The sequence below is a fragment of the Pedobacter sp. V48 genome (assembly GCF_000523515.1).
Lineage (GTDB): Bacteria > Bacteroidota > Bacteroidia > Sphingobacteriales > Sphingobacteriaceae > Pedobacter.
In genome coordinates, this window is sequence record NZ_AWRU01000013.1 from 336271 (window position 1) to 358101 (window position 21831).

Annotated in this window: 18 protein-coding genes; 8 read left to right on the top strand and 10 right to left on the bottom strand. The window is 39.5% G+C overall.

Features of this window, described 5'->3' with window-relative positions; genetic code table 11:
• The first annotated feature begins 314 nt into the window (after nucleotides 1-314).
• The 4 genes from N824_RS13750 (at nucleotide 315) to N824_RS13765 (ending at nucleotide 6781) form a co-directional block, all read left to right on the top strand.
• On the top strand, nucleotides 315-3482 hold the full coding sequence (locus N824_RS13750; protein ID WP_048905789.1) for a TonB-dependent receptor: 3168 nt from the start codon (nucleotides 315-317) through the stop codon (nucleotides 3480-3482).
• 11 nt (nucleotides 3483-3493) lie between these two features.
• Nucleotides 3494-5242 carry a RagB/SusD family nutrient uptake outer membrane protein gene (locus N824_RS13755; protein WP_048905701.1) on the top strand — a complete coding sequence of 583 codons (1749 nt, stop codon included), beginning with the start codon at nucleotides 3494-3496 and terminating at the stop codon, nucleotides 5240-5242.
• A gap of 13 nt (nucleotides 5243-5255) precedes the next feature.
• A complete protein-coding gene (locus N824_RS13760) occupies nucleotides 5256-5678 on the top strand; it encodes a DUF4945 domain-containing protein (RefSeq protein ID WP_161662316.1) in 423 nt (140 codons plus the stop codon).
• Nucleotides 5679-5884: 206 nt separating this feature from the next.
• On the top strand, nucleotides 5885-6781 hold the full coding sequence (locus N824_RS13765; RefSeq protein ID WP_048905703.1) for a DUF3078 domain-containing protein: 897 nt from the start codon (nucleotides 5885-5887) through the stop codon (nucleotides 6779-6781).
• 129 nt (nucleotides 6782-6910) lie between these two features.
• Here the strand turns inward: N824_RS13765 and N824_RS13770 are convergent, their stop codons facing one another.
• The 3 genes from N824_RS13770 to N824_RS13780 are packed head-to-tail and all read right to left on the bottom strand — an operon-like array spanning nucleotide 6911 to nucleotide 10894.
• Nucleotides 6911-8506, bottom strand: coding sequence for an MFS transporter (locus N824_RS13770; RefSeq protein ID WP_048905704.1), 1596 nt, complete (start codon nucleotides 8504-8506; stop codon nucleotides 6911-6913).
• On the bottom strand, nucleotides 8503-9567 hold the full coding sequence (locus N824_RS13775; protein WP_048905705.1) for an HlyD family secretion protein: 1065 nt from the start codon (nucleotides 9565-9567) through the stop codon (nucleotides 8503-8505). Before N824_RS13775 ends, N824_RS13770 begins: the two co-directional genes overlap by 4 nt.
• Before the next feature lies 1 nt (nucleotide 9568).
• Nucleotides 9569-10894, bottom strand: coding sequence for a TolC family protein (locus N824_RS13780; RefSeq protein ID WP_084498324.1), 1326 nt, complete (start codon nucleotides 10892-10894; stop codon nucleotides 9569-9571).
• 83 nt (nucleotides 10895-10977) lie between these two features.
• Here N824_RS13780 and N824_RS13785 point away from each other — a divergent pair, with 83 nt between their 5' ends.
• Together N824_RS13785 and N824_RS13790 are read left to right on the top strand one after the other, a co-directional pair.
• Nucleotides 10978-11772, top strand: coding sequence for an AraC family transcriptional regulator (locus tag N824_RS13785; RefSeq protein WP_048905706.1), 795 nt, complete (start codon nucleotides 10978-10980; stop codon nucleotides 11770-11772).
• A gap of 139 nt (nucleotides 11773-11911) precedes the next feature.
• Complete coding sequence (locus N824_RS13790; protein WP_048905707.1) at nucleotides 11912-12283, top strand: hypothetical protein; 372 nt, start codon at nucleotides 11912-11914, stop codon at nucleotides 12281-12283.
• Between the two features lie 7 nt (nucleotides 12284-12290).
• Here N824_RS13790 and N824_RS13795 read toward each other — a convergent pair whose 3' ends face one another.
• The 3 genes from N824_RS13795 to surE are packed head-to-tail and all read right to left on the bottom strand — an operon-like array spanning nucleotide 12291 to nucleotide 16048.
• Nucleotides 12291-12752 (bottom strand): DUF4268 domain-containing protein, encoded by a 462-nt coding sequence (locus tag N824_RS13795; protein ID WP_048905708.1) that lies wholly within the window; start codon nucleotides 12750-12752, stop codon nucleotides 12291-12293.
• Between the two features lie 18 nt (nucleotides 12753-12770).
• Nucleotides 12771-15263 carry a YfhO family protein gene (locus N824_RS13800; RefSeq protein WP_048905709.1) on the bottom strand — a complete coding sequence of 831 codons (2493 nt, stop codon included), beginning with the start codon at nucleotides 15261-15263 and terminating at the stop codon, nucleotides 12771-12773.
• Nucleotides 15264-15301: 38 nt separating this feature from the next.
• Nucleotides 15302-16048: a 5'/3'-nucleotidase SurE gene (surE, locus tag N824_RS13805; RefSeq protein WP_048905710.1), complete on the bottom strand. Its 747-nt coding sequence runs from the start codon at nucleotides 16046-16048 to the stop codon at nucleotides 15302-15304.
• 63 nt (nucleotides 16049-16111) lie between these two features.
• On the opposite strand from surE, the gene N824_RS13810 reads away from it, so the two are divergent.
• Nucleotides 16112-17047 (top strand): diacylglycerol kinase family protein, encoded by a 936-nt coding sequence (locus N824_RS13810; protein WP_048905711.1) that lies wholly within the window; start codon nucleotides 16112-16114, stop codon nucleotides 17045-17047.
• Here the strand turns inward: N824_RS13810 and N824_RS13815 are convergent.
• Nucleotides 17021-18217, bottom strand: coding sequence for an MFS transporter (locus tag N824_RS13815; protein ID WP_048905712.1), 1197 nt, complete (start codon nucleotides 18215-18217; stop codon nucleotides 17021-17023). The genes N824_RS13810 and N824_RS13815 overlap by 27 nt on opposite strands.
• Nucleotides 18218-18261: 44 nt before the next feature.
• On the opposite strand from N824_RS13815, the gene cysC reads away from it, so the two are divergent.
• Nucleotides 18262-18807, top strand: coding sequence for an adenylyl-sulfate kinase (gene cysC, locus N824_RS13820; RefSeq protein ID WP_048905713.1), 546 nt, complete (start codon nucleotides 18262-18264; stop codon nucleotides 18805-18807).
• Here the strand turns inward: cysC and cysQ are convergent.
• From cysQ to chrA, 3 genes are read right to left on the bottom strand one after another with little or no spacing between them, the layout of a single operon-like run.
• A complete protein-coding gene (gene cysQ, locus N824_RS13825) occupies nucleotides 18804-19568 on the bottom strand; it encodes a 3'(2'),5'-bisphosphate nucleotidase CysQ (protein ID WP_048905714.1) in 765 nt (254 codons plus the stop codon). The genes cysC and cysQ overlap by 4 nt on opposite strands.
• Before the next feature lie 3 nt (nucleotides 19569-19571).
• Nucleotides 19572-20588, bottom strand: a complete 1017-nt coding sequence (locus N824_RS13830; protein ID WP_048905715.1) for a sulfotransferase — start codon at nucleotides 20586-20588, stop codon at nucleotides 19572-19574.
• 27 nt (nucleotides 20589-20615) lie between these two features.
• Nucleotides 20616-21827 carry a chromate efflux transporter gene (gene chrA / locus N824_RS13835; RefSeq protein ID WP_161662317.1) on the bottom strand — a complete coding sequence of 404 codons (1212 nt, stop codon included), beginning with the start codon at nucleotides 21825-21827 and terminating at the stop codon, nucleotides 20616-20618.
• Between the last annotated feature and the right edge of the window lie 4 nt (nucleotides 21828-21831).

Below are 21831 nucleotides of genomic sequence, written 5' to 3' on the forward strand. Positions count from 1 at the left end.
GGCCAATTCTGTAAAACCATATACTGCTTTTTAAAAGAATTATTTCATGAAATGCAAAAAACCGCTTGTTTGTTTAAACGTTTAAGCTTAAGTTTGATATACACCAATTATAAATCATTTTTTGAACAGAGATCGCTTCGGAATTTTTTTGATCTTTCTGCTTAAACGTGTAAGCAAGTATTATGGGATGCGCGCTCCCTGGAATTTCTGCTTATAATTTAGCGGCATCATTGAAACGGAGCACTCCTACTTTTCTAACTATGGAGAACACTTACCACGCTCAATTTTTTAACCATAAACCAAATAAAATTTTTATGAAAGGTTACCAGAACACTAAAACGAGTAATCGTTATGGTGGTAATGCCAGAGTAGTATTAAAGATTTTTTTCTTTTTCTTACTCGCAAATTATCACCCGCTGAAAGCACACGCTTTTCAGGTAAATGCAACACAACAAGCCCGGGTTATTACAGGAACTGTTAAAGATGATGCAGGCATCCCATTACAGGGCGTTAGTGTCACGATCAAGGGAGAAACCGCAAAAACACAAACTGATGTAAACGGAAAATACAGCATCGGCTTACAAAGCTCTGGTTCTCATCTCATCTTCTCTTATATTGGGATGGAAACCCGCGAAATTCCCATTGGCTCTGGAAATGTTTACAATGTTACCCTACAGGATGACAGTAAAACATTGGAAGAAGTATCCATCTCTACCGGATACATGACGCAAAAAAAGGCAGACCTAACTGGAGCCATCAGTGTAATCTCAAGAGACGACTTTGCTAAAAATCCAAGTGCTAATGTGATGAGGTCTTTGCAGGGAAAGGTTCCGGGCGTTTTTATTACAACAGATGGTAATCCCGCTGAAAATGTTGGAATTCAAGTACGCGGCATTACCTCTATGAACTCCTCTCCTGCTCTGATTGTATTGGATGGTCAGCCTGTTACCATTAACCTGAGAGACATTAATCCAAATGACATCGAATCAATGCAGGTATTAAAAGATGCAGCATCGGCTTCAATCTACGGTTCCCGTGCTGCAGGTGGTGTTATTCTCATCAATACAAAAAAAGGCAGAAAGGGTGATCAAACAAAAATAACACTCGACAGTTACGTTGGTGCTTCAAAAATAATGGGAGTTCCGGATATGCTTAATGCAGTGCAGTATGGCCAGGGCTTATGGCAGGCAACCGTTAATGATGGCGACGATCCGGGACCTGGTAACATACGTATTTATAACTACGACTGGAATCGGGATGCCAACGGGGTTCCCGTGCTAAACAAGGTCACTCCCATAGAGTGGTTAAATGCAGATCATACCATGCCTTCGTCAGATACGGATTGGTTTAAAGAAGGCACCAGAACTGGTTATCAGCAAAATCATCAATTAACTATATCCAGCTCAAGCGAAAGATCAACCAGTCTCTTCTCTTTAAATTATTATGACAATAATGGTACACAGGTTACCTCAAATTTTAAACGCTATTCAGCGCGTTTCAATAATGATTATGACCTGCTAAAAGGAAGATTAACTATAGGTGAAAATTTTGCATTATCGAAACTTGCAATTCGTGATGTTAACAGTACTTATGGGTTTCTGGTGATGCCGCCAAACATTCCGGTTTATGATCTTAATGGAGGCTGGGGTGGTGTAGCCATGCCTCTTGGTATGGACGACTTTAACAACCCCGTTAGAGACCTGTTGATCAGAAAGGACAATAGGAACAACTATCTCAAAGCATTGGGAACTGTATATGCAAATCTGAAGATCCTGCCTAATCTCGCCCTTAAAACCCAATTTGGTGTAGATTATACGATGGAATACGACAGAACCATTGATCCGAAATGGGTTGAGTCCGGAGGAAAAAGTAATACCATAAACAGGGTGTTTCAAAATAACACACATGACCTTGGAACTACCTGGACAAATACATTAACCTATAACCTTAAGCTTGGAGAACATACAGTGGATATGCTGGGCGGTTTGGAAGCCTACAAACTTTTACAGGAAAATTTTCAGGGTAACCGCGATGGGCTGCTATTAGAAAATAGAGATTACGCTTACCTTGGTACAGCAACGGGTGATAGCAAAGGCCTGCTAGGCGGAGGTAATGAAAGAAAGCTGTTCTCCTACTTTGGAAAGATCAATTACGCATATGCATCCAAATATTTGCTTTCCGCAACTATTCGTCGTGATGGATCTTCTGTATTTGGAGAGAACAATAAATATGGTTTTTTTCCTGCATTCTCGGCCGGTTGGAGAATCAAGAACGAATGTTTCTTAAAGGATGTTAATTTTATTTCAGACTTGAAACTAAGGGCAAGCTGGGGCCAAAATGGTAATTCTGCACCCCTAGCCTCAGCATTGCTGGTAAATATTTACGGAGTTGATGTCGATGGGACTTCTTACCCGATAGGTGGCAATCAAACTGGTGGAATTCCATCGGGTTACCTGAGAAGGAGTTTGGGAAATCAGGATTTAAAGTGGGAAACCACGACCCAAACAAACATAGGTGTTGATTTTGCTTTCTTAAACAATCGCCTTACGGGATCTTTCGATTGGTTTAATAAGAAAACGACAGACATGCTTTTTCTACCACCCTATATTGGAGCTTTGGGTGAGGGTGGATACAAATGGATCAATGGTGCAGATATGACCAACAAAGGATTTGAATTGATCCTCGGCTGGAATGATACCAAAGGTGATTTTTCTTATCACATCACCACTAATTTTTCTGCCTACAAAAACAAAATTACAGGCCTGCCTTCAAGTGTTAGGTACGCTTATGGTGGCAATGGTCTGTTAGACGATATTCTTGGTCGGCCACGTAATTCATTTTATGGCTTAGTTGCAGACGGCATTTTTAAAACGCAGGAAGAAGTTGATAATTCTGCCCAACAACCAGGCAAGGGTATTGGAAGAATCAGGTATAAAGATTTAGACGGAGACGGGGTAATTAATGAAGCCTACGATCGTACCTGGATAGGTGTTCGAGATCCGAATTTAATGGCCGGCATAAATCTGCAGGCTTCCTATAAAAATTTCGATTTTACGGCATTTTTCCAGGGTGTTTTTGGAAACGACGTTTACAACTCCTGGAAAGAGCTGAGCGATTTCTGGAACATAGGTGTTCAGAACGACAGAAATCACCCACTCCGCGTGTTGGATGCCTGGACCCCTTTAAATCCTAATTCAGACATCCCAGCATTGTCACGTCGCGACTCAAATGGTGAAAAAAGATTGTCTACCTACTTTATCGAGCCTGGCTCCTACGTGAAGTTAAGGAGTGTTGATTTGGGCTACACATTTCCATCAAAAATCACCAACAAAATCAGTATAGAAAGATTAAGGCTATATGTTTCTGCCCAAAATCTCTTTACCGTTAAAAGTGGCAAGTTCACCGCAGGTGATCCTGAAAATCCGGGCACAGGCTACCCAATGCCACTTACTACTTATTTAGGTATCAATGTTACATTTTAAAACGTACGAAAATGAAAAAATATAAGATAATTATAGCACTCCTTGGAATGGTCCTATTCTTTGGGTGCAAAAAGTACCTCGATGTATCAACCAAGGGCGCTTTAACTGAAGAACAGGTTTCCAATCCGGAACAATTGGAAAATTTTGTAACGGCAGCATATGCCTATATGCCGAATTTGGGATACCCCGATACCCATGCGCCCTGGATAGCCAGTCTTCGCTCAGACGATGCCTATAAAGGCGGCGGTGGTTTAAGTGATCAAACTCCATGGTACGAAATGGAAATCTTTTCAGCCGTAACTCCAAATGTTGGAAATAATGATGGGCCATGGTACCAGGGTTACTGTGCCATCAGCCGCACCAATGGCGCGCTGCGCCTGTTAGGTAAATTTGACGAAACTCAGTTTGCTGCCAAGGAACAACGTATTGCTGAAATGAAATTTTTAAGAGGCTGGATCTATCTGGGGATGAAATTAAGATGGAATTATGTCCCATGGATAGACGAAACTGTTGCAACAGATGCCTTGGTAGTTGCAGGAATTTCCAACCGGCCTAAAGGTTCTGTAAACGACCTTGAATTATGGGATAAGATCATCAAGGATTTGGAAGATGCCGCTAATGTATTGCCAGAAACCCAAGCAGAAAAGGGCCGTCCCACTAAGTTTGCCGCTCATGCCCTTGCCGCCAAAGCTCTATTATTTAGAGCGTATGAAAAAAATGACAGACATGAGGTAACCAATATCAACAAGGAAACCCTAAACAAATCTCTGGCACATATAAATGAGATTACTGCAAGAGATGGTTCGCAGTATGACCTGACACCGGATTTTGCTGAGAACTTTATGATCGAATACGATAACAATACTAAGGAATCTCTTTGGGAAATTCAATATTCTTTAGACGATGGAACAACCAATGGAAGGGTAAACTGGGGCGATCAGCTTAATGCACCCTGGTGGTCTCCATATTTTGGCTGCTGCGATTTTCATAAAATCTCTCACAACATGATAAATGCCTTTAAAACTGATGGAACCGGATTGCCTGATTTCGACAATTACAACAATACTGAATTAGGTGGACAGCTTTATAAACAGTATTTCAAGGATCATGCTTTTGACCCACGAATGGGTCATACTGTAGCGATACCTGGCTATCCCTGGAAATATGACAACAAACTTATGTTTGATGAATCAGGCTCACGTGCGCCATTTCAGTATGGATATTTCAATTCTATGAAGGAACAGGTCCGTCCTGATTGTAACTGCATGTTCAAGCCTTTTTATGTTCAAAATTCAATGAACAAGAAAGAAATCCGTTATGCTGAAGTATTACTTTGGAAAGCCGAAATCTTAATCCAATTGGATAGAACTGATGAGGCCCTCCCTATCATAAACAGAATAAGGGCACGGGCAGCAAACAGCCTTGGCCGCTTAAAGAAAGACGATGGGAGTTTGTGGATGAATTATAAGGTAGAGCAATATAAGCCGGGGGTAAACTGTACCTGGACCAAAGATTTTGCATGGAAAGCTTTAATGTGGGAAGACAGGTTAGAGCTTGCTGGCGAAGGAAGGCGGTTTTACGACCTCATGCGTTGGGGACAGTTGAGTACAGTAATGAACACTTACATTGAAAAAGAGAAAAAACGGTTTGATTGGTTTAACCTGGCGCATTTTACTGCTGGCCGGGATGAATTCCTACCCATTCCTCAGCCTCAAATAAATTACTCTCAAGGAAGTTATGTACAGAATCCAGGATATTAAAATCTATACAGCGATGAAAAAAATTATTTATATGTGTTATCTACCTTTGATTTTTCTGTTTACCGGTTGTAAGAAAGAGCCGGTTATTGAAAGCAAAGCTGGAGTGAGTTTGCCTATGGTAACCAACCTTCAATTACAAAAAACAGCTGAAAAGCAAGTAAAGTTAACCTGGGGCATTCCGTCCTCCGTTTCAGACCAAATTGTTCAGCCTTTAAATGTATTTGTTGAGGTAAACGAGGTGATAAGTGTTACAAAAACAGTGTCGGTATTCTCTACCACACTTGCGAATGCACCAACAGAGTTTGTATACCAATTGCCTGATGCTGCAAAAAATTACCACCTCACGGTAAAGCTTATGGGAAATACAAAAGTTGTTGACAAGAACTATTCAAGTCAGATTTATTCACTTGGACAGACCGTAGTTTATACAAAATAAACTAAAGAAGCTTAATACTCGATAACGGTTTGGTACCAAAAACGGCACCAAACCGTTATCTCTAATATAGCTAAACCAAGACATAGTTCTCTTTCAAGTGGGGCGTTTATTTTGATAAAATAATAACATTTTACGATATTAGATTAATCATTTATAGAAAAAATTAGAACATAATCGTTTAAAATTTATCAAAAACAGTACCTATTATGAAAAAAATCGCCCTATTACTTTCATTGTCGTGTGCCAGCTTTATTGGCTATGCACAAGACACACCCGCTACCGATACGACTAAAACCTGGACTATTCACGGGGAGAATACTTTCTTAATCAACCAAAGCTCATTTTCAAATTGGGCTGCAGGCGGTGTAAATTCGATTGCCGGAAATCTCGTTTTTAACTACGACTTTAACTATAAGAAGAACAAATGGAGTTGGGATAATAAAGCAATCGCTGGATTTGGTCTGAGCAAACAAGACGATATTGGCGTTCGTAAAAATGACGACAGACTTATCCTGAACAGTTTGCTTGGTTATAAAGCATCCAAATATTGGATGTATACCTTTTATGCGAATTTCCAGACTCAATTTGCTAAAGGATACAGATATGAAGGTGATAAAAAAGAAGTCATCTCAGATTTATTTGCTCCGGCGTATCTAACTTTAGGACCTGGTTTCGCTTACAAACGCGATGATAATTTCAGAGTCAACATTTCTCCGTTTGCATCCCGTTTTGTTTTTGTGAGGAACAGGAAGTTAGCTGCGTCATTCGGAAATGACCCAATGAAAAGACTTCGTTACGAGTTTGGTGCTTCATTAGATGCGTATTACAAAATAAATCTTGTCGAAAATATCAGTTTAGAGAATATCCTGAAATTATACTCTAACTATCTGGACAAACCACAAAACGTCTACACAGATTATACTGCTAACCTTTTCATGAAGGTAAATAAGTTTGTAACCGTAAACGCTGGGGTACAACTACTTTATGACGACAAGACTGCAATACCTGTCTTTGATGATAATGGCGCAAAGCTTGATGGTGAGGGCAAAAGAGCTTTACAGGTTAAACAGATTTTCGGCGCCGGTTTTACGTATAAGTTCTAACAACAATAAGTTTGTTTCTTCACACATTCTACACACATCCTTCACACTAAACCCACCAATGAGTCAGTTACCTTTTTATGAAGAATGTGTATGGAATGTGTGAACTATGTGAGGACCAGGCATAAGCAACTAGTAAGATATTGGAGCAGGTTGTTTTGATTTAAGATTAATAATCGTCCTGTTAATGTATGGAATCAATGCAATTATAAGGATTACAACAATCAATAAACCACTTATAACTGTATAGTAATCTATTGCTGATCTCAATTGAGCCTGAATTTCTATAGATCTGCCAAGCAATCCCTGAGCAGTTTTAGCAGCTTGTCCTGTAGAAACTCCCTTTGCAACTAATACTCTTTTATACAATTCAAGTTTTTCTACCGCTACCGGATTTAAAGAAGTAATATGCTCCTGAAAACGGTTTATGTGATTGGTCTTATTGTAAAGTTGGTAAAAGTTAATCAAGGCTATACTGCTGCAAAAACCTAAAAAGCGGAAAAACACTCCAACGGCCGAAGCCGTACCACCCAAACGCTCAGGAACCGACGAAACGGCAAAAACAATTACTGGAGTCATCAGCATTCCCGCCCCCATTCCCTGAACAATTAATGGAATAATAAACGTGGAAGCATCTGCCTGCGTGTTAAAAAGGAAGATCATCCAGATATGAAATATCAACAACAATCCAAAACCATACATCCAGATCAATCTCATAGGTCTTTTTAGGATTAAAAGTCTTGAAGAGATTAAAATACTGATTACTATTCCCACAATATTGGCGGTCATGGTATAGGCGATATGAATCGGATCCATCCCTAAAACAGTAGCAAAGTATAGATTTGTAACGTTTAGTGCGCCACGAACAATATAAAGCACAAAGATTAAAAACACCCCAACAATATAGTTTCGGTATTTAAATACTTCCAGATCCTGGCTGGGTCTTTTTAAATTGAGCTGTCTTAAAATATGAATGAGCAATAGTACCAATATTGCGCCGCAACTTCTAACTATGCGCTTATCCTGCAGCCAATAGTATTGTTGTCCATAGGCTAGCACATAGCCAATTAAGCACAAGATTAGTGCATAGATCACAAAACTGGCCCAATCTACCTGATAAAGTGGAATCTTACGGTTTAAACGGACCGTATTCATGATAGACAGTAGCAAAATAGCACCGGGTAAATAACAAAATATGATGGCTTTATATAAGAAATTGTAATCGTAGGCATCTACAATTGGTGCGGTAAGCAGCATAGATATCGGACTTATACACAGCAGCATTCCATAGAAAACAGAATAACCGATTTCTCTTGCTCTTTCACCCTGTATCCTGCTAAATATTAGGGTAATGCAAATGCTTGTCGTACCACAATTGGCCATTCCCTGTATAAACCTGAATATAAAAAGCGTATGTAAATTATGCGTGTTATAGCAAATGTATGAAGTAACAATTTGCAATATAATCCCTACAAGAAAATACTCTTTAGTAGCCAAGTACACAAAAAAACGCCTTTCTAAGGCAAAGAAACTGGCAACTGCAGCGTAGAATATGATCATTGAATATTGAACATCAGCAGGTTCAATACCATAATATCCGGCTGCAGCGTTTGGGTTGGCCGTTGATAAGCCAAAAAGCAGCAGACAGGGTAAAATAACAATGAAAATAGTACCTCTGATGAACCATTCAGGAACCCAGCTTTTAAATACCGGCTTTACAGCGATCATTGGTTTTTAGCAATTATAACAATAGCATTCATGCCGGCCTTTAGCTTATCCGTAATTTTCTTGTCGTCGTCTAACTTAATTTTAACTGGGATACGCTGCACCACCTTTACAAAATTACCTGTAGAATTGTCGGGAGGAAGTAAAGAGAACCTTGCCCCTGTTGCCGGAGATAAGGAAACAATCGTTCCCTGAAACTCCTCACCCGGATAAGCATCAGTTTCAACAACCGCATGGCCATTTAGTTTCATGGTTGAAATTTGGGTTTCCTTAAAATTGGCAATAACCCATTTACCCGCCTCCTGATCTACAATAAATGCCAGTGTTTGTCCGGCCTGGATCAGCTGACCTTCCTGTATGGTTCGTCTTCCCATCTTACCATTGTACGGCGCAGTAATTACCGTGTAACCTACATCAAGCTTGTTTCTATCCAATAATGCTTCTCTACGCTTTATTTCAGCCAGAAATACCTCCCTTTGAGACCTGATGTCGTTAACTTTCGAAGCCGAAGTTTCATACCCGTTGAGTGCCGATATGTATTCAGCATCTGCTACGTCCAGGGCAGCCTTGCTATTTTCCAATTGTTGAAGCGTCGCAGATTCTACTTTAAAAAGCTTTGAATAGCGATCATAATCCTGCTGTTGCTTTAAAAGTTTAGCTTTTGCAGAAGCGATCTGAGATTTCATAATGCTTGCTGCCTTAGTTGTGGTGAGCTCATTGCTTTCCATTACTTTAATCTGAGCCTGTGCATTTAACAAAGCCGCTTCGGCTTCTTGCTGACCAAGTCTGTACTCACTATTGTCGATAACAAGCAAGGTGTCGCCTTTCTTTACATCCTGATTTTCTTCGTATTTAACTGTTCTTATGTATCCTGTTACTCTTGATGTTATAGGGTTTATATATTCTTCTACTTGTGCATCATTGGTTTCTTCATACTTATAAAGGTCCAGTAAGGAAATTGCTCCCCAGATCATTAAACCAAGAACAATAGCGCCTGCAATCCAGGCCGTGATTTTGGTGATTAGCTGATCGGTGCTTGTATAGTTTTTCTTTTTTGTTCGCATTTTAAAGGTTGCCTATTGCTTTTTGTAATTGGAAATATTGTAATTGCGCTGCTATCTGCGCTGCTGCAAGGTCAAATCTGGTTTGCAGCAATTGTGTATCCGCATCTAAAAGATCAGTTAGCAGTGACAACTGGTTGAAATAAGTATTGTTAACTATCCTCAGGTTCTCTGTCGCTTGCTTTATATTCTGCTTGGCTACATCGATCCTTATAATAGCCTCTTTGTATCTTAAATAGGCTTCGTTTACTTCCTGTCTAACTTTATCTGTTGTTGCTTCGTGTTCAACCTCTCGTCGTTGAAATGCTAGCTCAGCTGCCTTGGTTTTGTGCTTGTTATGGTAAAATGCTGAGATAGGAAAACTTGCTTTTACCCCACTTAACCCAATTCCATACATCGCTATGGAGTAAGGATAAAACTGAATTTGTGGATAGGAATAGGTATAATTTGCGAACAGCCCCACTTTAAAAGATACGTTTGCTTTTACTTTTTTCAGTTCCAGCTTGTTCAATTCGGTTTCCTTTTCAGAGATCTTTAGCTCATAAGCGTGTGATATGGCCTCATCCAGATATTCAGGATAAGTTTTAATAGCTAAACTAGTATTGGTTAGTGAGTCGGGCAATATTTTAAAGTCATCCTGCTCACCAATCAGTATTGCCAGCTTTTGGTTGGCTATATTAATGTCGTTATCAATCTGTATTAGCGACATCTTTTGGCGCGACAACTTAAGCTCTGCTCTAAGCACATCGCTTTTCAGGATCACTCCATTTTTAAGGAGCTGTCTGATTTCTGCTAACTGTTTTTCCTGGTCGCTTATATCCTTTAACAGCAAGTCTTTAAATACTTTACTTCTTTGCAGATCAAGGTAATATGCAGCTGACTTTAATTTAATTTCAGAGGTGGTTAGGTTTAGCTGTTCCGCAGAAAGATTCTTTTTTTCCTTCTCTTCTCTGATCTTGAGATTGGTTTTATTCCCGTTGTAAAGATTAAGGTATGCGTTGCCACCAAAACTATATGCAGTATGAACTACTTCAAATTGTGAAGGAGTATGAAACAGGCCATTGTCGTAAATGGGCATATTGCTCACCCTTGCATATTCCCCTTCGGCCTCAATATCAGGTAGTCGCTCTGCTTTGGCATCTTTTATAGCTTCTTCAGATTCGCTGAGTTTCAGATGCTGCATTCTGATGGCTTTGCTATTCGTTTCTGCTTTATTCCAGACTTCGGTTAACGACAACTGACTATCCGATGGTTCTTCTTGTGCTAACGTAGTGCTTGAAATGAGGGTGGAGAGCAAGATAAGAGCATAATGTTTTTTATAGAAATACATATAATTTATAGAATGCACAAAGTTAGCCATATGATAAAGCTGTAATTTTATCTATATTGCCAATTATTTGTCCATTCCAGCCAATGAATATTTTAAAAACTTCAGAATATCTCAGCGCAATTGACTTAAATCCAGATAGTATATTCGTTTTACATGAAAAAATAGAGCGCAAGCTAACCGCCCATTCGCACACAAAAGGGCAATTAACGTACGTTCAAGGCGGCGTAGCTTTCATACACATTAAAAACGTGAGCTATATTATTCCTGCCAGGCATTATGTATGGGTGCCAGTTGGCTTAACCCACTATCTCGAAGTAAGGCATCAGGCTACAGTTATTAGAAACATCTATTTTTATGACCAGGGTGATACCAAGGAGCCTTTCTTTCAGCAATTGGGCATCTATCCTGTCAATAACCTTTTACTTGAAATGATCATCTTTACTGAGAAATGGAATGGTAATATTTCTGCGGATAATGTAGTGCCTTTCCAATTCTTATCTTCTTTAAAGAACCTGCTTCCTCAGCTTGGCATAAAAGCATTTCCCATAGCCTTACCAACCACAAACAACGAACGGTTGATGCCCATTATAGCTTTTCTGGCCAGGCATTATAATGAACAGCTTACGCTGGAAGATATGGCAAAAAGATTTGGTATGGCCGAAAGAACACTCTCCAGATTATTTCAATCTGTAATGAGTATCTCTTTTTTACAATATTTAAAACTGCTAAGGATGGTTAGGGCTATAGAAATGATTCTGCAAACCAGTAAATCAACCAGTGAGATTGCATACGCTACCGGATATAATAGCCTTGCGGCCTTTAGCAAAGCATTTTTCCAACTTACAAATATCCGCCCGTCCGATTTTGGGAAGCGCTAAAACATAAGTCAGAAGGCCTAAAAAAAGAAAGCGGGAATAATCATACCGACCATTCCCGCTTATCTAAATTAACGCTCTCAGTATAAAGACGTATATTTAACAGTAATATTGTATTAGGTTAAAAAAAAATATTCATCCCATGCCAGCAATCACAAGGAAGACTAAAATAGACGCTTCGGCTTTTTACGATACTGAAGAAAACCCTAAACAACTTATTCACCTCCTTCATCACCATATATGCAAAACAGGTGAACTGGAAAAATTGATTCTGGACTATGAATACGGTAAAGGTAAAATAGAAAATATCGGGATTCTGAAAGATAGCCTTGTTAGTGATCACAACTTAAAAGGCAAATTTAAAGCAGAATATCAGATCAGCGAATTTTCGATGTGTGCCGCAATAGATTATACTGATGATCACGCTATGGATATCGATTTTGCCGTTGATAAAGACACCAACGAGCTGATATTAACCGGCGAAACCCGGTACGAAAGGTCAGATGAACTTTAAATAAAGCTTATTTGAATAATTCAAAACCATAACGCGCATCGCTCCAGAACTCATCCAGCGCTATAATACGAGGCTTAAAGAAAGAAATTAGCTTAGGCCAGTCTTCTTTGTTAAATATGCTTATGCCGGGTAAAACGGTATATATCTTACAAACTGTTTTGCCATATTCGTCTGTAGAATGTAGTTCCCACTGCCATTCTTCTCCTAAAATTCCGGTTAACAGTTTCTTATATTCTTCAAACTGTTCAAATAAAAGCTGCTGTATGGTTAAATCAGGATTGGCTAGCTCTATTCCTATCCATGCCGACTTCTTATCAACCTGCATTTTAAATGCCAGGTGCTTGATACCAGTCTTATAGTTAATCCAGTTAATTCGTAACCCTTCAGCAGAAGGTTGCAATGCCATATACTGCCCATATGCAGTCCAGAAAGCTTGCTTAATCTGAGAAGCCTGATCTTTTGAATACAATCTTTATCGTTTAATGGTTTATATCAACGCAGTCTTTTTCTTAGCTCTGAAATGCAAAAATACAGCAATACCTGAAATGATTACCAGAATTAAAGAAGAAATCATTGATATCTTATCTCCAACAAGGTAAGAAGTCGGTTCAAATTTAAATTCTAAATTATGATTTCCGGCAGGTAGTTTGGCTGCTCTAAGTATGTAATTGGCTCTAAAATAAGGGATTTTATTGCCATCTAAGTAAGCATTCCAGCCCTTGTCGTACCAAACTTCAGCAAATACAGCTATAGCATCCTGTGCACTTTTATACTTGTAAACCAGGTGATCCGGATGATATTCGGTCAGTTGAATCTTTGCAGTAGTATCAGTTAGAGTTTTTGTATCACCAATTTGAGATTTAAAAGTCTCGTCAACTATTGCAGTTGTTTTCGGATCAAAGCTGGTAATCGCTTTCATCTCTTCATCCGCATTTTTAACATAGCTCACATTGCTGATAAACCATGCATTTCCCAAAGCTGTTTTTCTTTCTATTGCCTGAGGCGTCGGACTAGCTTTATCGGCCATAATCACGTATTTGGTATTTAGCATATCCAATACAGGCTCGTTTATTTTCTCGTTAAATTGTGCTGTAATCAGCTCGTCGTAGCGCTGCAGCCTTGCAGAGTGCCTTCCCCCTACCGATTTGTGGAAATACGAAGCCGACGCATCAAAGAAAGGATTACCTTTTGTAAAATCTATAACCCTAAAATCAAGTGCTTTATCATTTAATATCTGGAGATCAGCCGCAGTGGCCTGGTAATTTTGATCGAGCACAGATTTATCATAGAAGTTGCTGTTGTTCAGGTATCTTCTGTCTATACCCCACATATCAACCAGTATCAGCACACCTAAAACAATAAATGCAGTGTTTGCTTTAACTTTTCCTTTCAATATTGCCCATAGCATACCAAAGCCCAGTAAAATGAAAACTAAAGACCTGAAAGCATCCATACGGGCAAGTGATATCCTGTCTTCAATCAAAGCGCTTCCTATGGAGTTGGCAAAGCCAAGATCAGCTTTAAAAGCCTCTGCAAGGTGGCTGACCATTTCCTGATGCGATGAATCTCTAAAATCAAAAAACAAGGTTGGTGCCAGCATAAATAAAACCAAGCAGCCACCTGTTATGTACAGAGAATAAAGTAATTTTTTGGGTAAATCTTTTGCCTTATCTTTCTCATCTACAAACTGCTTAAGTGCCACAAATGCCAGCAATGGTATAATTAATGCCGGTATAACCAATATAGATTCTACTGCCCGCATCTTATTATACATCGGGAAGTAATCAAAAAACAGATCAGAGATTAATGGAAAATGCCTGCCAAACGATAAAAACACAAATAGAAATGTAGAGGTTAAAATCCACCATTTCATTTTGCCCTTAACTATAAAGAGCCCCAGAACATATAAAAAGATCACAATACACCCAAAATACCATGGACCATGAGTGCTCGATTTTTCTCCCCAATAAGTTCTTAATAAACCTTGCTCAAGCTGAGGGATGAGCTCTTTAACCTGATCTTCAGGAACGCCCTTTGCCGCCAGTGCTTTAGCTACATTAGAATGTTCGTCTAATTGTTTGATCTGAGTAGCACCTCCATACATGTTAGGGACAAGGAATGTAGAGATTTCGCCAACACCCTGGCTCCAGAGATAGGCATAATCACGCCCAAGTCCGGTATCTGACTTTGAGGTTGTTCTGGTTAAATTTGCTTTACCACGGATAGATTCGTTTCCATATTCGTAGGTAGTCCATAATTGCCCTGCATTTACACCAACGGCTAAAATCACACCTGCAAAAAGATACCCTACAGCCGTAAAAAAGGCCCTTAACTGTTTAGATGCTATTGCATAATACAGTTCAAAACCTGCCAATATGAGCAGGCACATGAACAGGTAATAAGTCATTTGTATGTGGTTGCATCTGATTTCAACAGCAAGGAAAAAAGCGGTTAACAGACCGCCTAATAAGTATCGACCTCTAAAAGTGAGTAAAATAGAACCCAGTACAGGTGCAAAGAACGAAATTGCCATAGCCTGATTGCTGTGGCCGGCTTCAATATAAATGAAATTGTAAGAGGTAAAAGCAAAAGCAATGGCTCCTGCGGCAGCAAGCCAGGGCTTCATTTTTAATGTGCTTAATAAAAAATAAGCCCCCAGCAGATAGCAAAGCACAATATCTATCGGGTTCGGAAATACGGTTTTTAAGGTATTGATCACGTAGTTGGCTATACTGCCACTGTTCGATACCCAGATCTGGAAACTAGGCATCCCGCCAAACATAGAATTGGTCCACAATGGCCCTTTTCCTGTTTCCGCCCTAACATCCATGATCTCCTTTGCCATTGCTTTGGCTTCAAGCACATCGCTCTGGTAAAGGTCTTTGCCTTGCATAGCAGGACTGAAATAGGCAAAACAAAGAATAGAGAATATCCCTATGATAATAAAATGTGTACTGTTAGCTTGAAACCATTTCTTCATACAGTAAAGAAAGCAATAATATCAAACAAGAGCTAGAATTAATTAGTTTTTGATAAAATTACTGTCGGTTCATGACTTTTCAATTCGGTTTCATTTGTTAAATCAAGCCTTAAAGGGGTTATAGACACCAAATCATTTTTAACCGCCCACCGGTCAGTCCCCTCTTCTGCCAGTTCAAGTGGTTTTACCGTAATCCAATAATGCTTCCTGCCCATTGGGTCATGCCCTGGAACCACGCTTCCATCGTACAATCTTACCGACTGCCTTGTCCACTGAAGCCCTTTTGGTTTACGCGGAAAATTCACATTATACAGCCCTAGGTTCGTATTTTCTAACAATACAGTTAATGCCTGCTCAACAAAAGGATCCAGGCTTTCAAAATCTGGTTCCGATTTACCAACAGGCGTACTTAATGCTATTCCCTTAACTCCCAGTAAAACCGACTGTTTAGCGGCAGCAAGGGTTCCCGAATGCCACATAGAGTTACCCAGATTTGGTCCCATATTAATGCCCGATAGCACAACTTCCGTATCAGGATACATATGTAAGCCCAGTGCAACACAATCTGCAGGTGTTCCATTTACCCTAAAAGCATCAATGTTTTCGAATGTTATTGGCGATTTTTTATAAGAAAGCGGACGCGAATGTGTAATGGCATGTCCCATTGATGATTGCTCCACATCAGGGGCTACAATTCTAACTGTACCAAAGCGCAGTGCGATGTTTGCCAGCGCCCTGATACCGGGGCTATAAATACCGTCGTCATTTGTGATCAGGATTTTCATGATAGCTATTTAAAATAATTACTACAATGAAAACCATAGTTGTGCCAACATTGTTCAAACTATATGAAAAAAACCAGCAAACTCATCCGATTAATTCATAATCCAACCGCAGGCGATGGTGAATACTCGAAAAAGGAAATCGTTAAATTGATAGAATCTAACGGCTACAAATGCGATTATACTTCTTCTAAAAAGAAATCAATCGGAAACATCAAACCCGAAACGGAATTTATCGCAATTGCCGGTGGAGACGGAACGATACGGAAAATGATCATCACACTGCTAAATAAGAAGCTAAAATACAAAAGGCCAATTGCCCTGCTTCCCTTTGGTACTGCGAATAATATTGCCACCTCACTACATATTAGCAACAACAACAATACAAATGTCAGTTCCTGGAACAATTATCATTTAAAGAAGTTCGATGTAGGGCAGGTAGTTGCCCCAGAGGATACTTTCTTTTTCATAGAAGCATTCGGATATGGCGTTTTCCCTAAGCTGATGAAGCAGTTAACGAAAATGAATACTGACCACATCAAAACACCTGAAGATGAGTTTGAACTGGCGCTCAAAACTTTACATAAAATCTGCAGTACATATAAGCCTTTCAAAGCCACGATTGAATTAGATCATAAGGTTTTTGAGGGTAAATTTCTGTTGATTGAAGTTATGAACATTCCCAGTCTGGGGCCTAATTTGCAACTAAGTCCTGATGCCGACCCGGGTGATGGATATTTTGATGTACTGATGGTTGCTGAAAGTAAAAGACAAACACTATCAGATTATATATCAGTAATTCATCAGGGTAAAGAAAGCGTATTTACCATTAAATCAATAAGGTCAAAAACGGCAGCTATTTTTACAGCATGTAGGGATGCGCACGTTGATGATCAGATTATAAAAGAAACACCTGCAAAAGTAAAAATAAAGAACATGGATAGCTTGCTTGAAATTGTGGTTAATAACAAGAAATCAGTCGCTATCGCCCCCTCTAAATGACATAGCACGCTTTTTCCAGATCACCATATACACAAGGGCCATAAATGCAACACCAGCAGTACAATATAGAATCGGTGGAATCATAAAGACCACATCCTGATATGCCCAGCCGGCAAATAATGCACCCAAACCTATACCTGCCTCTAGAGCGATGTACATGGTTGCCATAGCTTTACCCCTATGTTGCGGGTGACTAAGGTCTATAGTCCACGCGTTTAAAGCAGGAGATAAAACACCTGCACCTATGCCATAAATTACTGCTCCGGTAATTAAACCGGCTTCAGAGGTGCCATATCCTGTAATTACCAAAGAGGCACACAAAATGGTCAATCCGCAGATTGCTACATTCAAACGGCCATATTTATCAGAAACTTTTCCGGCAATAAACCGGATCAGCAATGAGGATATGGTAAACACCATAAAAAATATCCCCTTGTTGGCCAGTCCTATATAGCCGCTCCAATCGGGTATTAAGGTCAGTATTACGCCATAACCTACATACGATAGCAAGGTTACAATAGCTGCAGGTAATACCCTGACATCAATAATATCCTTGCGGGATATTTTAAGAATAGATAAACTGAATTTTTTTCTATCCTTCAAGGTCTCTTTCATATTCATCAATATGATGATCGAAAGCAGCGCCAAAGCAGATGAGCTGTAAAACAGTACGTTTATTGAATACAGACCACTAATAAAACTACCAATAGCAGGACCAATGGCCATTCCTGTACTAAAACACAAACCATGTATTCCCAAAGCCTCTCCCCAACGCTCCCGCGGAATGATATCTGCAACGTAAGCCGCAGTAGCAGTTGGCTTAAAACCGGTCGAAAAGCCATGGATGAGGCGCAGAAACAAAAATCCGGCAACCGTACCCAGTATAGGATATAAGAATCCGCAAACAAAACATACAATAGATCCTACTGCCATAACCGGAACCCTGCCAATGGTGTCGGTTAACTTTCCGCTAAACGGCCTCGATATACCTGCCGTAAGCGTAAACAACGCGATAATCAAGCCCTTATACTCAGCGCCACCCAAACCACTAAGGTAAGCCGGCAAATCAGGTATAAGCATATTAAAACTGGCAGAAAATAAAAGTGAACTCAGGCAGAGTAATGCAAAAGGAAGGTTGTATATCGAATCTGATGCAGTGGAATTATTCATTGAGCTTGCAAAGGTAGTAAACTATTTTTTTATACATTCGTTTGATGAAATTACCACATCAAAAGGGCCTTGTGATATGGCTTATGGGGCTGTCTGGAGCAGGAAAAAGTACAATATCGAATCTGTTTGAGGAGCAATTAAATGAATCCGGCTTCTTTTCTATGAAACTTGATGGGGATGAAATGAGAAAAGGGCTAAATTATAACCTGGGCTTTAGCATGGATGACAGGGCCGAAAATATCCGACGCGCTGCCGAAACAGCAAAAATAATCGCATCCAACGGAGTAATTGTTATCTGTTCGTTTATCACGCCTTTAAATAGCCATAGAGCAATAGCCAAAAACATTCTGGGCGATATGTATTTCGAAGTGTTTATCGATTGTCCGCTGGATATTTGCGAGCAAAGAGATGTTAAAGGCCTATACGAACAAGCACACAACAACACATTAAAGAACTTTACAGGCGTAAGCTCAGCCTTTGAAAGACCAACAGCACCAGATTTAATCCTTCATACCGATAATTTTACCGCTCAACAATGCTGTGCTGAGTTATACCATGCAGTAAAAAACAAAATAGCCGTTAACGCTTAACTTACTTTACAATAAAACCCCGGATTTAGCAACGATGGTTTATTGTAAACAAATTCTTCAAAATCTGCATTAACCATAATTGCACCACTACTTACCGCTATGGCCTGTCCGGCGGCAGTATCCCATTCCATGGTTGGTCCTTTTCTGTAATAGATTTGCGCTTTACCCTCTGCCACTAAACAGAACTTTAATGAACTACCGATGGAAAGCTTACTGACTACAGGATATTTTTTTAAGATATTTTCCTCATCCTCATCTGCATGAGAGCGACTACCTATAGCAATCCATTCACTGGTTTTCTGATCTACACTGATGGCTTCAGGGGCTTCACCGGGTGTCATTTTCCAACTTCCTTTTCCTACAATTCCATAATAAACCACGTTCAGTACAGGGCTGTAAATTACCCCAATTACAGGCTTATTGTGTTCCATAAACGCAATGTTAACGGTAAACTGACCATTCCTGCTGATGAACTCTTTGGTGCCATCCAGCGGATCAACACACCAATATTGCTTCCATTCTTTTCTAACCGCATATTCAATATCAGTACCTTCTTCAGATAATATTGGTATTTCAGGATAAAGCTTACTTAAGCCTTCAACAATGATGTCATGCGAAACACGATCGGCAACAGTCAAGGGGGAATTGTCTTCTTTCCTGGTAATTCCAAAATCTTCCTGTGTTCCGTTATAAACCTCCAAAATAGCTTCTCCGGCTTTAATGGCGATATCAATTAGGGGCTGTATATCTGTAATGTTCATTGCTTAAGGTAAAATTATTGCCGCTCTTTCTTTAATTTCTTTAAGGATTTTGGCCTGTCCTTCTCTGTTGTCTAAATCACTTTGTCTGGCAGTTAATAAAGCTTCTTTCTTTAAAACTGCGTTTTCCTTATCATAAGCTGCGATATGATTGGCGTCAATTAACCTTACATCAGCATTTTGAATAACCAGCTCGTAATCCAATTCCCTCAATACATCCCCGGCAACCAATTCAAAGATCTCCAGATCATCCCCCTTAAACTCGTTTAAAAATTTACCGGTATTGTTACTAATGATGGGCCTTTCCAGATTGCTCCACATCTCGCCTGCTGCTGCTGTAAGTTTAGAAGTTTTGGAATCATAGAACTTTAGCATATCAGGATGATAGGCGATATCCAGATAAAGGCACAATTTCTTAATCTCTTTTTCTGGTTGTGTAATCAATGTTTCATAATTCAACGCAAAAAAGCGCTCCGCCGGTAAGCTTGCCCTTAATTTCAAACAAGCAGCCTGATCTTCGCTCCATTGCCTGGCAAGATGGTAGATGTGTTTTTCGCCAACAATAGCTTTCTTAAAAGAACAGGCTACATCTCTCCCATCCCTGCACAGGTAAATGTATTTGAGATTTAGTCCAAAATCTTCCATTTCTGTTGCGTAATGAACGTTAGCCATGCTTTTGCAGCACCAATACTTGGCCCCTTTACTAATGGCAGCCAGTTCATATACCAACCTGTTTATCTCTAATAGATCGTACCGTGTCGATTTTTCATAAATCTCGTCGGCATTCAGTAGCACCCCTTCCCATGGTACCGGATTGGCATTTACATAAGCCACCACATCATTAACGAGTATTTTGTAAGAATCGCTGTTGAGCTTACCATACAGATGTAAAAGCGGCATAAAAACCACTAAAATATGAGGCGGATGCGGCGATGCTATTTCAGCTGACTGGTCCAGAATTACCCTTAAAAGATTAGATCCAGAACGTTGTGTTCCTATAATTTGTATACCGGTATTGGTCATTCTTGTTAGTTAAAATTAATTCAGCAGCTATCCCATAAAGTGTACTGCAGTCCCTATTAGTAAAGAAATAATGATTAAGTATACAGGATTAAATTTAAATCTGAAACTTAAAATAAATGCAATCACAAATAATGCAACATTAATTGGTGTGGAATCCACTGAGAAAAAGAGCTTTATGCCCGAAGCGATAATCATACCCACTACAACAGGTTTTATTCCTGCCAATGCATTTTTCATCACTGTTGAGTCGGCGTTGTTCTTAAATATCTTTGAAACAATGATCATTAAAATAGAAGAAGGTACAAAAATAGCGATTGTTGCCAATGTCGCTCCTGCTACACCAGCCAATTTATAACCTGTAAAAAATGCACTCACCAGAATTGGCCCTGGTGTTAGCTGGCTAAAAGCAATACTATCTATAAATTCCTGATTGCTCAGCCACTTCAATTCAGTTACAAAAAGCGACTGCATAATCGGGATCATTACATATCCTCCGCCGAAAAGCGATAGACTGATACCTGAAAACACAGAGGCAATTTTAAGAAGCATCAGGTCTGTGTATCGGTATAACCCAGAAATAAAGGCAGCATATAGTATCAACAGCGATGATAAGCCCATTCTAGCACCATTGCTCAAACGCTCCCAGGTAAATTTCGGTCCTCCTTTATCAGTTAAATTGGCCAGTTTAAAATAAACACCAATTAAGCCCCCGATTAGTATCAATAATAGAATGATTAGGTAGCCTTTAATAAAATAAAGCAGCAATATAGATATTAAACACAATGCAATTTTACCTGTATGCCCTTTTACCTCCTTTAAAAATATATTTAAACCAGTAGTTAAGATAATAGCGCTTACAGCTGCTACTGTATAGGCCATTATACCGGAAAGATCCTTAACATGGATGTAATTAAAATAACACCACGACAGCACAAACATCAATATACAAGCCGGAAGCAGAATACCCAGCATGCTCACCAGCAAACCATTTTTCTTGTGCAGATGATAACCAATATACGACACCACATTTACCGCCAATGGCCCTGGCAACAAACTGGCAATACTAATGGCGTTTAATAAATTTTCCTGACTCAGCGTTCTGTCCTTTTCAATCATTTCCTTTTGAACAACCGCTATTAAAGCCATATGTCCACCAAAAGAAATACATCCTATTTTTAGAAAAGTAAGGAATAGGTACTTTAAGCCAACTTCCTTTTGCACTATGCTGATATCCTCCACTATA

What these genes read in the sequence shown, in the direction of transcription:
- N824_RS13750 (WP_048905789.1), top strand. Translation starts at nt 315, where the DNA reads ATGAAAGGTTACCAGAACACTAAAACGAGTAATCGTTATGGTGGTAAT.
- N824_RS13755 (WP_048905701.1), top strand. Translation starts at nt 3,494, where the DNA reads ATGAAAAAATATAAGATAATTATAGCACTCCTTGGAATGGTCCTATTC.
- N824_RS13770 (WP_048905704.1), bottom strand. Translation starts at nt 8,506, where the DNA reads ATGATCGCTGTAAAGCCGGTATTTAAAAGCTGGGTTCCTGAATGGTTC.
- N824_RS13760 (WP_161662316.1), top strand. Translation starts at nt 5,256, where the DNA reads ATGAAAAAAATTATTTATATGTGTTATCTACCTTTGATTTTTCTGTTT.
- N824_RS13790 (WP_048905707.1), top strand. Translation starts at nt 11,912, where the DNA reads ATGCCAGCAATCACAAGGAAGACTAAAATAGACGCTTCGGCTTTTTAC.
- surE (WP_048905710.1), bottom strand. Translation starts at nt 16,048, where the DNA reads ATGAAAATCCTGATCACAAATGACGACGGTATTTATAGCCCCGGTATC.
- N824_RS13765 (WP_048905703.1), top strand. Translation starts at nt 5,885, where the DNA reads ATGAAAAAAATCGCCCTATTACTTTCATTGTCGTGTGCCAGCTTTATT.
- cysC (WP_048905713.1), top strand. Translation starts at nt 18,262, where the DNA reads ATGAAATTACCACATCAAAAGGGCCTTGTGATATGGCTTATGGGGCTG.
- N824_RS13810 (WP_048905711.1), top strand. Translation starts at nt 16,112, where the DNA reads ATGAAAAAAACCAGCAAACTCATCCGATTAATTCATAATCCAACCGCA.
- cysQ (WP_048905714.1), bottom strand. Translation starts at nt 19,568, where the DNA reads ATGAACATTACAGATATACAGCCCCTAATTGATATCGCCATTAAAGCC.
- N824_RS13815 (WP_048905712.1), bottom strand. Translation starts at nt 18,217, where the DNA reads ATGAATAATTCCACTGCATCAGATTCGATATACAACCTTCCTTTTGCA.
- N824_RS13775 (WP_048905705.1), bottom strand. Translation starts at nt 9,567, where the DNA reads ATGCGAACAAAAAAGAAAAACTATACAAGCACCGATCAGCTAATCACC.
- N824_RS13785 (WP_048905706.1), top strand. Translation starts at nt 10,978, where the DNA reads ATGAATATTTTAAAAACTTCAGAATATCTCAGCGCAATTGACTTAAAT.
- N824_RS13800 (WP_048905709.1), bottom strand. Translation starts at nt 15,263, where the DNA reads ATGAAGAAATGGTTTCAAGCTAACAGTACACATTTTATTATCATAGGG.
- N824_RS13780 (WP_084498324.1), bottom strand. Translation starts at nt 10,894, where the DNA reads ATGTATTTCTATAAAAAACATTATGCTCTTATCTTGCTCTCCACCCTC.
- N824_RS13830 (WP_048905715.1), bottom strand. Translation starts at nt 20,588, where the DNA reads ATGACCAATACCGGTATACAAATTATAGGAACACAACGTTCTGGATCT.